Raw genomic sequence first — 11,495 nt, 5'->3', positions numbered from 1 at the left:
CCAAATTCCTGCCATACCCTTCGAGGTATGAATCCTGGTTCCGTCGCCGTGGTCGTGGTCGAGGACATCGGAGTCCCCTCCTGGGATCTGTACGAGTTGAGCATCCCGTGCACCATCTTCGGGAAGCCGCAGCCGGACCTGTCCGACCCCTGGTACGACCTGCGGCTGTGCAGTACGGGGGAGCCTCAGGACGGCTCTCCGCACGGGACCGGGCTGTCGCTGCGGACCCCCTACGGGCTCGACGACCTCGTCGGCGCCGACACCGTCATCGTGCCCTCGGTACCCGACCCCTGCGTCGACGAGGGCCAACCGCTGCCGCCCGCACTGATCACGGCCCTGCGCCGGGCCTACGACGCGGGCGCCCGCATGGTCTCCCTGTGCACCGGCGCCTTCGCCCTCGCCGAGGCGGGGCTGCTCGACGGACGACGCGCCACCGCCCACTGGATGCACACCGCTCAACTGGCCGAGCGCTACCCGAAGGTACAGGTCGACGACTCGGTGCTGTACGTGGACGACGGCGACGTGCTCACCAGCGCCGGGCTGACCGCGGGCCTCGACCTCTGCCTGCATCTGGTGCGGCGCGACCTGGGCGCACACGTCGCCAACCAGCTGGCCCGCCGGATGGTGGTGCCCGCCCATCGGCCCGGCGGCCAGGCGCAGTTCATCGACCTGTCCGTGCCCACCACCGACGGCGGGAGCCTGGCGCCCGTCCTGGAATGGGCGCGTACCCACCTGGACCAACCCCTGACCGTCGAGGATCTGGCCCGGCGCGCGGCGATGAGCCCGCGCACCCTCCACCGGCGGCTCCAGGCGGCCACCGGGACGACTCCACTCCAGTGGCTCCTCAACCAGCGGTTGGGACGGGCGCAAAGCCTGCTGGAATCAACGGACTTGCCCATCGAGAAGGTCGGGGAGCTGAGCGGTCTCGGCACGGCGAACAACCTCCGCCACCACTTCCTCAAACAGATCGGGGTGTCGCCGAGCGACTACCGGCGAGCCTTCCCCCGGACGACGCCCGAGCCGACGCGACCAGCCGATTAGTGCAGGGGCGCCGTCAAGCGAGCAGGCCCAGGCCGCTGTACCAGAGGGGGCCGGGGTTGAGCCGGTCGCCGTGGAGCTTCATCATCTCGTCGAAGAACTCCAGCGGGGTCGGCCTGCCGGCCAGCAGGCGGATCGCGTCGCGCAGATACCGGCGGGTCTCGTCCAGGATCTTCGGATCGTCGGGCAGGTCCTTGTTCTTGTGCCCGGCGACGACATGGCGCGGGTTGAGCGCGGCGACCCGATCGATGCCGTCGAGCCACGCCTGGAGGCCGCCGTCGCCGCCTTCGAGCATCATCTGGTGCACGCCGTTGTAGACGACGTCTCCGGCGACCACGAGGTCGATCGACGGTACGTGCAGGACGCTGGAGTCGTCGGTGTCGGTGTGGCCGGTCTCGACGGCGCGCAGGACCCGGCCCTCCAGAAGGAACCCCTCGGCCGGTACGGGGACGGCGAGGACCGGGGTGTTCTCGGGGACCTCGAAGAAGGTCTTCGCGAACCCTTCCTCCTTGCCCTTCAGCTGCTCGCGCATCTGCCCGATGGTGCCCTCAGTGGCGTACACGACGGTGCCGTCGTCACCGAACCGCTCCAGCAGCGTCGCCGTGCCGAACCAGTGGTCGGGGTGGCCGTGGGTGACGTACACGTACGCGAGCCGCTTGCCGGAGCGCTCCACGCCCTCGGCGACCTGCGCGATCTGCCCATGGGTCAGCGGCGGGTCCACCAGGACGGCGTCCCGTTCCCCGTGGATCAGGGTGGACGAGACGGGCGAGGAGACGATCCGGTCGCCGTTCGGCATCCGCAGATCGATCTTCCTGGGGACTCCGTCCGCGACGAGCACCTTGTACGACAAGGGCGCAGGCTCGGTCATCGTGGGCACTTCCCTCACGCATGGGCGTAGGAACCGCTCCCACCCTCACACAAGCGGAAGCGGCCTGCCCGTCGAGGGTCCGCAACCTCAGCGGCCGAGGAAGCGCTCGATCGCCGCCGCGACGGCCTCGGGGGATTCCTCCGGTGCGTAGTGCCCGGTGTCCGGGAGCTCCTCCAGCTGGGCGTTCGGGTACCACTGCAGCCACGTGGCCCGCATGGCCTCGGCTCCCAGGGCCGGGTCGTTCGCCCCGACGAGGAGGAGCACCGGGGCCGGGTTGTCCTTCACCCGCTCGTGGAAGTCGCCGCGCGCCCAGGAGTCCAGGTACGCGCGGAAAGCCGCGGCCGAGGAACGTTCCACCGAGCGACCCACCAACGCGTCCAGCCAGGCGTCGTCGCGCAGCCCGCCGGTGGTGTTGTCGACGATCGCCCTGCGGTTCGCGGGGTTCTCCGCCGCGCCGGCGAACAGCTCCCACATCTCCCCTTCGAGCGGGAACCCGGACGCGGGGACCGCGGAGAGGCCGATGACCGAACGGATCCGCGACGGAGCGTCCAGCAGCATCAGCTGGGCCGCCTTGCCGCCCATGGAGTGGCCGACGACCGAGAAGGACTCCCAGCCCAGACGGTCGGCCACGGCGAGGGCGTCCCCGGCGACCTCCTCCATCGTGAACGCGCCGTCCGCGTCGATGGCCTCGCCGTACCCTCGGCAGTCCAGGAACGCGTAACTGAACGCCTCCCCGTCCAGGTGCTCGCGCATCGGATCGAAGCTCGACCGGTCGCCGAACCAGTTGTGGAGCAGGATGGCCCGTGCGGGCCCGCTGCCCAGTACGTCGTGCGGAACGACCTGTCCTGTCACAACATCCCCTGTTCGTGATAGCCGTGCACGGATGCCGAGGGTCCGGCGGTCAAGTGTCGCTATCGCCGCCGGACCGGACAAGACCGCACCCCGCACGCACCCGTGTCTCCGGGTGCCCCTCACCGCGTCCCCGCCACCGTCCGCAGATACGCGCCGAGGCGGGCGATCGCCGACGGGTTGCGGGGGCTCTCGACCAGGTCGACGTAGTCGAGCGTGAAGATGCGCCGGTTCTTGACGGCGGAGACGTCCCGCAGCGGAGGGTGGGACAAGAGGAACTTCTTCTTCTCCTCGGCGCTCACCTCACCGTAGTCGCAGACGACGATCACGTCGGGGTTGCGCTCGACGACGCTCTCCCAGCCGACCGTGGTCCACGAGTCCGCCAGATCGTGCATGACGTTGACGCCGCCGGACTCGGTGATGATCTGCTCCGGGGCTCCGTAGCGGCCGGAGGTGAAGGGCTGGTCGCGGCCGCTGTCGTAGAGGAAGACCGTGGGCCGGTCGGTGCCGCCGGGGGCCTTCGCCCGTACGTCCGCGATGCGCTTCTTGAAGTCGGCGATCAGCGCGGCGGCCCGCTTCTCGACCCCGAACAGCTTGCCCAGGTTGGTCAGGTCGGCGTACAGGGCGTCCAGGGGCGGCATGATGCCGCGCGAGGTCTTCGTACGGCTGTTGCGGCAGGACTCCGTGAGGATGTACGAGGGGATGCCGAGCTTCCCCAGGGCCTCGGGCGTGAAGCCGCCCTCCTCGCGGAAACCGTAGCTCCAGCCCGCGAAGACGAGGTCGGCGCGGGCGTCGAGGACGTTCTCCTTGGTGAGCTGGTCCTTCGAGAGCCAACGGACCTTGTCGTAGCCGTCCTTCCACGGCACATCGCGCAGGTCACCCTTGTCGTCGGGCATGGCGAACCCGGCCATACGGTCCTCGAGCCCCAGGGCCAGCATCAGTTCGGTGATGCCGACATCGTTGGTGACCACCCGCTCGGGGACCTTCTTGTACGTCACCTCGCGGCCGCAGTTGGTGAGGGTGACCGCCGCGGACTTCGCGTCCTCGGCCCGCTCGACCTTCGCACCGCACCCGGTGGTCACGACGAGGCAGAGGGCGGCGGCGAGCAGCTTGCGCATGGGCGTCCTTAGGTGGTGTTACGCGGTGGGCGGGAGCAGGTCGAACAGGAGCTGGACGGCGCCCGTGACGGGATGCCGTACGGGATGGGCGCGCACGCCGAACGTCCGGGCGAGCAGCTCCGGTTGGAGGACGTCGTGCGGAGGGCCGCAGGCGACGATCCGGCCGCCGTCGATGACGTACAGGAGGTCGCAGTGGGCAGCCGCGAGGTTGAGGTCGTGCAGCGCGGCCAACACGGTCACCCCGCTGTCGCGGACGAGCGAGAGGACGTCCAGCTGGTGGGCGATGTCCAGGTGGTTGGTGGGCTCGTCGAGCACAAGCACCTGCGGCTCCTGGGCGAGCGCGCGGGCGATGAGGACCCGCTGCTTCTCTCCGCCGGACAGGCTGAGCAGACCCCGGTCGGCCAGGTGGGCGACACCGGTGCGCTCCATGGCCCGCGCGCAGATCTCGCGGTCCGAGGCCGCCGTACGCCCCCGGTGCGGCAGCCGTCCCATGGCGACCACCTCGGCCACGGTGAAGTCGAAGTCGGCGGACGACTCCTGCGGGAGCGCGGCCAGCACCCGTGCGGCGGCTTGTGGATCCATGGCGTGCAGATCATCGCCGTCCAGCCGTACCGCTCCCCGGGTGGGCCGCAGCGCCCGGTACACACTGCGCAGCAGCGTCGACTTCCCACTGCCGTTCGGGCCGACGAGCCCGACGAACGCCCCGCTGTCCGCGGTGAGTCGGACGTCGTCGACCAGCCGGGTGCGGGCGGCTTCGACCGTCACACCGTCGATGTCGATCCGCATGGTCAGCCACCTCCGAAGGCGTAGCCGCCGCGCCGCATCAGCAGGATGAACGCGGGAACACCCACCACCGCCGTGATGACGCCCACGGGCAGTTCGGCCGGGGCGAGCAGCAGCCGGGACAGCACGTCCGCCCACACCAGCAGCACCGCACCCGCGAAGGGGGCCACCGCCAGTACCCGCCGGTGGTCCGCGCCCACCACCATGCGGACGACGTGCGGCACCATCAGCCCGACGAACCCGATGGCTCCGCTGACCGCGACGACGGTCCCGGTGACGGCCGCGGTGACGAGGAACAGCTCCCGGCGCAGCCGCGACGGCGGGACACCGAGCGCGGCCGAGGTCTCGTCCCCCATGGCGAGCGCGTTGAGCGCCTCCGCCCGCCACCGCAGCCAGAGCCACCCGGCCGCCACGGTCACCGCGGCGATCGGCACCTTCGCCCAGGTCGCTCCGCCCAGACTACCCAGCAGCCACATCATCGCCGACCTGGCTGCCTCGCCACGGGCCGCGCCGAACACCATGACCGTGGTGAGGGCCTCGAATCCGTACGCCAGCGCCGTACCCGTCAGGATCAGCCGCAGGGGAGTCAGCCCACGGGGTGAGCGGGCCACGGCGTACACCAGCGCCATGGCCGCGAGCGCCGAGGCGAACGCCGAGACCGACAGCGCCCACACCCCGAGTCCCGCGAACGCCCCCATCAGGATGACGGCGTTGGCGCCCACGGCGGCGCCCGAGGAGATGCCCAGGACGAAGGGATCCGCCAGTGCGTTGCGGACCATCGCCTGCACGGCCACCCCGACGGCCGCGAGCCCCGCCCCGACGACCGCGCCGAGCAGGACCCGCGGCAGCCGGATCTCCCAGACGATGGTGTACGCGGCCGCGTCGCCCGCCGAGACGGTGCCACCGGTGAGTCCGGCCCACAGGAAACGGGGCACGTCCGCCCAGCCGACTTCGGCGGCCCCGAGTCCGACACCGCAGACGAGCGACAGCAGGAGCAGCAGTCCCAGGCCGAGGGTGAGCGGCAGCACGGGTATCCGGCTGGGGGCCGTCCTTCGGCGCACGGTGGGGACCGTCCTTCACATGGGCCACCGGCTGGACGTCAAGCGGGAGATGCCCGTACGGCCGTGCCGACCGCGCGGTCCCCTCTCGCAGTCCACGGCGAGCAGTCAACGGGTCGCAGGCCCCCCACGGGCGATCGGGCTCGCACGGCGACCGTCGGACAGCCGTGCACACCGTTGCGGGTCAGCGCCGGAATCTCACCGGACTTCCCCCGCGGGAGACGAAAGGAGCCTAACAAACGGCGTCTTCGGTGTATTTGTGAAGGGCCAGGTCACCGGCCGCGGTATGACGGCGACCTCGTCCTCGCACATGGTGCGGGCAGCTGACGGGAAGCCACTGCCCGCGCTACGAAGGCCGAAGGCGCGTCAGTACGAGTTGTGGGACAGCCAGAACGACCAGGCGCCGCAGGGGCTGCCGTAGCGCTGGTTCATGTAGTTGAGGCCCCACTTGATCTGCGTGGCCGGGTTGGTCTGCCAGTCCGGGGCCACGGAGCTCATCTTCGTGCCCGGCAGTGCCTGGACGAGGCCGTAGGCACTGCCGTTGGTGGCCCGGTAGTTCCAGCTCGACTCGTTCTCCACGATGTTGCTGAAGCACTGGAACTGGCCCGCCGGGACGATCTGGCGGGCGATCGCCTTGACCTCGGCGACCGTGTAGGAGCTCTGGGTCTGGAGCGTACTCCGGTCCGTCGAGCGGCTCGCGCTCTGCTTCTCCAGGTCGCGGTCCTTCGCGGCCTTCTCGGCGGCGCCCTTCTTCGACTTGGCGTCCCGGGCGGCCTGTCTGCGGGCGGCTTCCTCGGCGGACTTCTTCGCGGCGGCGCTCGCCTGCGCGGACTGTGCGTCGGCCTGCTGGGTCAGGGACGCGGTCTGCACCTGGGCCTGCTGGCCGACGGGTATGTCCGCGAGGAGCGTCGAATCCGCCGCGGTCGCCTCGACGTTGTCGTTCGGGGCCGCCGCGGGACCGCCTGCGGCAATACCGACTACGGCGCCAACGGTGGTGACCGCGGTGGCCGATGCCACCGCGAAACCCCGGACCGAGCTCCGGCTCACACGCGTTCCTTCCAGCAGTGTCCGCACGGGTGACCTCGCGGATCGCCATGCGGGACCTAAGTGATCCATGACTCTGCTGGAAGGTGATACGGCGAGGCAATTGTCTGCCGCGTGTGAAACCTCACACCCCATGAACCCCAGCAGTCCTTCCGACCCGGCCCACAGAAGGGTGCCGCCCGGCTAAGGTGTTGCGCTCTCACGGACGGACCAACTGGCATTTACCGGTTCGAATCTGGCCACCCTCCACCATTGCCGTTCGGACGACCACCGGATCCAGCCACTCCGAAATGTCCGTATCGATAGGCTTGTCCGTCCAGCGGATGGGGGCTCACACTGGGGGGCGTGATGCCAGGGGGAGATCGGTTGTATCGCGACCTGCGCGAGGTGCTGGTGCCCGGCGCCGGGGTCGAGGACACGGGGGCCGCGCTGTCCCGGGTGATCGCGCCGGTGGTCGCGCACGACGCCCTGCGGTTGGTGGTGATGAACCCGTCGCTGGGGGTGGGCGCCACCGCGCTGGGGTTCTGGCACGGGTACGAACCGGATCTCGGCCGTGAGCTGATGACCGTCGCCAGCCGGGGAGCCAACTACCCCCAACTGGCCCGCCTGGCAAGGCAGAACGTGCCGGTCCTCGTGGCGGATCGCCGCTGCCGCGCGAGCGCGTACGACCGGCTGCTCGCCCGGTACGGGGTCGGCGAGGAGCTCTGTCTGGTCCTGCGGGACGGCCGCGGCGTGTGGGGACTGCTCGGTCTGCTGCGGGCCGCGGGCGGGCGGCCGTTCGACACCGACGACACGCACCGCAGCGCCGCCGTCGGGCCGCCGCTGATCGCCGCGGTGCGCGGCTACGTGACCACCGGACCCATCGCGCCCACGGACCGTGGACTGCCGCCCGGCATGCTCGTCGTCGACGCCGAGGGCAAAATCACCGCTATGACACCCCAGGCCCGGCAGCGGCAGGCCCTGATGGCGCAGCAGCAGGGGGCACCGGACTGGCTCATCGCATACTGCTACGCCTCCCTGTCGTTCGAGGCGCGCGAGCACGCCCGCGATCCGCGCCGACGGTACGCGCGCGTGTGCACCCCCTCGATCGTGCACGGCGAGTGGACCGCGATCGACGCCCAGCCGCTCGGCGACGACGGCGACGTGGCGATCGTGATCCAGCGGGCGACCGGCGAACTGCTCGTCCCGGCGTTCTGCGACTGGTACGGGATCACCACCCGGGAGCAGCAGGTCGTGCGGCATCTGCAGGACGGCACCGCGCCCAAGCAGATCGCCCGGCTCCTCGACCTGTCCGTACACACGGTCAACGACCACCTCAGAGCGATCTTCCGCAAGACCGGCGCCAGTGGGCGCGACGAACTCATGGCCGCCCTCACCGCGTAAGGCCGGGCAGGTCAGTACGGATGCCGCGGGAGGGTGAGCCGACCGCCGGGGGCGGCGCTGTTCAGGGCATCCGGATCCTGGAGGGAACGGGTCCGGCAGCGGTGTCGCACCAGGTCCGATCGCTCTGCGGGAGTCAGTCTCCTCGGCTTGCCGAAGATGTCCTGGTCCGAGTCGGGGGTGTCGTCGACGGCGAAGTGGAAGGCGGTGTCGGTGAGGTAGTCGCGGCGGAAGTCTGTATTCCACTGCGAGTTGCTGCCCCAGCCCAGCGACCCGTCGAGGGTCTCCCGGTGACGGCGTATGAATACGTCGTGGAGCGGCGACCGGTCCGCGATGCCGGCGACGAGGTGCCGAGCGCCGGCCCGCACCCTCACACCAACCCGGTTGAAGAGCATCTCCCCGAACATCAGGCCCGGCCAGACCGCCCCGGTGATCTCGACCGGCGCCTGCGGATCCTCGTCCTGGTCGACGTGGACGACCTCGTGGAAGAACGGTTCGAACGCGGCGTCGCCGATCGGGGTCATGCCGAGCCGGGCGAAGGCGGCCAGGTACTGGTCACGGGTGATCTGCGGCCAGCACTCGGGCTGGTGGATGTCCTGCGCCCAGGAGATCCCGGAGCCCGGCGGCATCACCGGCTGGAACTTGTAGATCAGTGCGTCGCTCACGCGGCTGAGGGCGTACGCCGTCTCGAGGGGATCACCGCACTCGTACGCGGAACGCTGCCACCCGCCGAAGGCGGCCAGGGGCGCGAGGGCCTCCCGGACGACGTCGGCGTGCTCGTCCAGCCACGGTTCGACAACCGCGGGGAAGACGTCCACGCCCTGATGGTTCTCCACGGCGTGGAAGAGTCGGCGGGCACGCAGGGCGGGGATCATGCAGTGAAGGGTAGGCAGACCCTCCCGCGCGGTCGACCGGCTTTCCCCGGCCCCGGGCCATCCAGAGGGTGCCTACAGGTGCGCTGCTAGCCTCGTCCCCATGATCGGGAAGAGCGCCGGGCCGCGGATATCCACCTCGCCGTCGCCGGGCGTTCCGCAGCGTGCCCTCATCGCCGCGAGCTTCGTCAGCCGGGTGGGCAACGGGCTGTTCAACACCGCCGCGGTGCTCTACTTCACGCTGGTGGTGCACCTGCCCGCCGCGCGGGTCGGTGTCGGCCTCACGATCGCCGGGCTGGTCGGACTGCTGGCCGGGATCCCGGCCGGGAACCTGGCCGACCGGTACGGCCCGCGCACGGTCTGGCTGACGGCCCTGGCGATGCAGGCCGTGACGATGGCCGCGTTCGTCCTCATCCACGACTGGCTGACGTTCACGCTCATCGCCACCCTGGACCGGCTGGCGGCGACGGCGGGCGGCGCCGCGGGCGGCGCGCTCATCGCCCGTACCGGCGGTGAACGCCCGGCCGCCTTCAGGGCGAGACTCCGCACGTTCGTCAACCTCGGCGTGGTCCTGGGCACGCTCGGCGCCGCCTTCGCCGTCTCGGCGGACACCCGCGCGGCGTACACCGCGCTCATCCTCGCCAACGCCGCCAGCTTCGCCTGCGCCGGCTTGATCGCCCTGCTCGGCGTCCCGAACTACCAGCCGCTGCCCCGTCCCGAGGAGCACCACGGCTGGGCCGTCCTGTCCGACCGGCCGTACGTGTCCTTCGTCGCGCTCTACGGTGCGATGGGCCTGCAGTACCAGACCGTCTCCCTGCTCCTGCCGATCTGGCTCTCCGCCCACACCGACGCGCCCCGCTGGACCGTGGCGGCGGTCTACGCGGTCAACAGCGGGGTGTGCGCGCTGCTCCAGAGCCGGATCGGCTCCCGGGTGGAGACACCGCGCCAGGGCGGCCGGGCGTTCCGCGTCGCCGGGCTGCTCTTCCTGGTCAGCTGTCCCTTGATGGCCCTGACCGCGGACGTTCCGGCCTGGGTCGCGCCGGGGCTCGCCGTCCTCGCCGTCTGCGTACACAGCCTCGGAGAGGTCTGGGAGTCCTCGGGCGGCTATGCGCTCGGCTTCGGTCTCGCCCCCGACCACGCCCAGGGGCAGTACCAGGGCCTCTTCGGCATCGGCTTCGACGCGGGCCAGGCCCTGGCTCCGCTGGTGCTCACGACAGCGGTCCTCGGCCTCGGACACGCGGGCTGGCTGCTGCTCGGCGTGTTCTTCGCGGCTCTGGGCGCGGCGGGCCCACCGGTGGCCGCCTGGGCGGAGCGCACCCGCCGCTCAAGCCACGACACGGCCCGCGCGACACAGGGGCGGCCCGCCGAGGCTCCGCTTCCCGAGTCCGCCTAGCTTTCCCCGGGTCCCAGACGTGGTGTCACCCCTTGTCCTTCTCCACCTTGTACAGCTTCAGACCCGGGTTCGCGAAGAGCAGGACGTAGCCGCAGTTCCAGCAGATCAGTCCGGTCGCCGACTCGTTCGCCCAGCCGAGGTTCATGAACTCGGCCCCGGAGCTGTTGAGTTTCACCTCGCGGTTCCGGAACACATCGCCCTGGCAGAAGCCGCACCGGATCCAGGTGTCCCCTATGGCGGCACGTACAGGCTTGGCCACGTTCCCCGCTCCCCCTGAGTAGACGACGTGGCGAACCCCCGTTCGCTCACCGCGTGGTGATCAGCATAGTCGGGCCGCCGAGCAGGCTCCCGTACACGTCCTGGACCCGTCGCCGCTGGTCAGGGGCGGGTGCCAGGGCCCGGACGGCCAAGCCTGCTCATCGCGCCCTGCGGGACGGGGTGAAGGTGTACAGGTCGAGGATGTCGGGGCAGGGTGCGACGCCGGGGCCGCCGGCGCGGACCCAGGCGGCGATGTCCTCCGTGGCGTCGGGGTCGTTGACCAGACCGAGCCAGACGGGGCGGGCACCGGCGAGGCGCGCGGCACGCGAGGGCTGGACGACGATCACGTTGCCCTGTTCGCAGACGTCGAGGCAGGCGGAGACCCGTACGGGCGCCTGCTCGGCGAGGCGCGCCTTCTGCCGCACGTGGTCGACCCCGGGCACCTTCGGGCTCCCGCAGCAGCAGTCCCTGCACACCACGATCCGGCACGGGGCCGAGTCGGCCGGGGTGGGTCCGGCGCCGCCTTCTGGTCGCTGCTCCGCCATGCCCGCTCACGCTCCTCCTCCGGGGAGATCCGCCCCGGTTTCGTCAAGGAGGCGACGACGTGAGTCTCCTGGCTCTCGGGTCGCGGCTCGCCCCGTCCTTCCCACCCGTCTGTGGGCAGTGGTCTGTTCGGGGTTCGCTCGCCGATCACAGTGGCGGGACCGCGCCGGAATCGCACCGGCTTCCTCGTTCCGCGTCGCCTTGTCGTCGGGCATCGTCGCACGTCGGGCGGTGGATCGTCACCATGATCCGAAAGGGGTGGCACGCCTGCTGCCGGGCGTGCCACCCCTT

The 11,495-nt window shown here is 70.9% G+C and carries 12 protein-coding genes and 1 riboswitch; of the genes, 3 read left to right on the top strand and 9 right to left on the bottom strand.

The features are described from left to right. Positions 1–48 precede the first annotated feature (48 nt). Entirely contained in the window at positions 49–1,041 is a 993-nt protein-coding gene (locus IE252_RS17135) for a GlxA family transcriptional regulator (RefSeq protein WP_444545954.1), read from the top strand. A 13-nt stretch (positions 1,042–1,054) separates the two neighbouring features. On the opposite strand, the gene IE252_RS17130 is transcribed toward IE252_RS17135, so the two are convergent. The 6 genes from IE252_RS17130 to IE252_RS17105 form a co-directional block, all read right to left on the bottom strand. Then, positions 1,055–1,906: an MBL fold metallo-hydrolase gene (locus IE252_RS17130; protein WP_190090285.1), complete on the bottom strand. Its 852-nt coding sequence runs from the start codon at positions 1,904–1,906 to the stop codon at positions 1,055–1,057. 87 nt (positions 1,907–1,993) lie between these two features. Then, positions 1,994–2,758: an alpha/beta fold hydrolase gene (locus IE252_RS17125; RefSeq protein WP_190090284.1), complete on the bottom strand. Its 765-nt coding sequence runs from the start codon at positions 2,756–2,758 to the stop codon at positions 1,994–1,996. A gap of 119 nt (positions 2,759–2,877) precedes the next feature. Further along, the gene (locus IE252_RS17120; RefSeq protein WP_190090283.1) at positions 2,878–3,873 is read right to left on the bottom strand and encodes an ABC transporter substrate-binding protein; all 996 of its coding nucleotides are present in this window, start codon (positions 3,871–3,873) and stop codon (positions 2,878–2,880) included. Between the two features lie 18 nt (positions 3,874–3,891). Then, the gene (locus IE252_RS17115) at positions 3,892–4,659 is read right to left on the bottom strand and encodes an ABC transporter ATP-binding protein (RefSeq protein WP_190090282.1); all 768 of its coding nucleotides are present in this window, start codon (positions 4,657–4,659) and stop codon (positions 3,892–3,894) included. Positions 4,660–4,661: 2 nt separating this feature from the next. Beyond that, positions 4,662–5,717: a FecCD family ABC transporter permease gene (locus tag IE252_RS17110; protein ID WP_229848473.1), complete on the bottom strand. Its 1,056-nt coding sequence runs from the start codon at positions 5,715–5,717 to the stop codon at positions 4,662–4,664. Between the two features lie 363 nt (positions 5,718–6,080). Next, positions 6,081–6,761 carry an aggregation-promoting factor C-terminal-like domain-containing protein gene (locus IE252_RS17105; RefSeq protein WP_190090281.1) on the bottom strand — a complete coding sequence of 227 codons (681 nt, stop codon included), beginning with the start codon at positions 6,759–6,761 and terminating at the stop codon, positions 6,081–6,083. Between the two features lie 363 nt (positions 6,762–7,124). Between IE252_RS17105 and IE252_RS17100 the strand changes: the two genes are divergently transcribed. After that, on the top strand, positions 7,125–8,141 hold the full coding sequence (locus IE252_RS17100; RefSeq protein ID WP_229848471.1) for a helix-turn-helix transcriptional regulator: 1,017 nt from the start codon (positions 7,125–7,127) through the stop codon (positions 8,139–8,141). An 11-nt stretch (positions 8,142–8,152) separates the two neighbouring features. On the opposite strand, the gene IE252_RS17095 is transcribed toward IE252_RS17100, so the two are convergent. Then, positions 8,153–9,013: a hypothetical protein gene (locus IE252_RS17095; protein WP_190090279.1), complete on the bottom strand. Its 861-nt coding sequence runs from the start codon at positions 9,011–9,013 to the stop codon at positions 8,153–8,155. Positions 9,014–9,113: 100 nt separating this feature from the next. Between IE252_RS17095 and IE252_RS17090 the strand changes: the two genes are divergently transcribed. Further along, the gene (locus tag IE252_RS17090) at positions 9,114–10,403 is read left to right on the top strand and encodes an MFS transporter (RefSeq protein ID WP_190090278.1); all 1,290 of its coding nucleotides are present in this window, start codon (positions 9,114–9,116) and stop codon (positions 10,401–10,403) included. A gap of 25 nt (positions 10,404–10,428) precedes the next feature. On the opposite strand, the gene IE252_RS17085 is transcribed toward IE252_RS17090, so the two are convergent. Together IE252_RS17085 and IE252_RS17080 are read right to left on the bottom strand one after the other, a co-directional pair. After that, complete coding sequence (locus tag IE252_RS17085) at positions 10,429–10,662, bottom strand: hypothetical protein (protein ID WP_190090277.1); 234 nt, start codon at positions 10,660–10,662, stop codon at positions 10,429–10,431. Between the two features lie 157 nt (positions 10,663–10,819). Continuing rightward, positions 10,820–11,206 (bottom strand): (2Fe-2S) ferredoxin domain-containing protein, encoded by a 387-nt coding sequence (locus IE252_RS17080; RefSeq protein ID WP_190090276.1) that lies wholly within the window; start codon positions 11,204–11,206, stop codon positions 10,820–10,822. A 41-nt stretch (positions 11,207–11,247) separates the two neighbouring features. Beyond that, a riboswitch (cobalamin riboswitch) is annotated at positions 11,248–11,446 on the bottom strand. Positions 11,447–11,495 lie beyond the last annotated feature (49 nt).

This window comes from Streptomyces melanogenes (assembly GCF_014649795.1).
Classification (GTDB): Bacteria; Actinomycetota; Actinomycetes; order Streptomycetales; family Streptomycetaceae; genus Streptomyces; species Streptomyces noboritoensis.
This window is presented reverse-complemented; position numbering and strand designations above follow the sequence as displayed.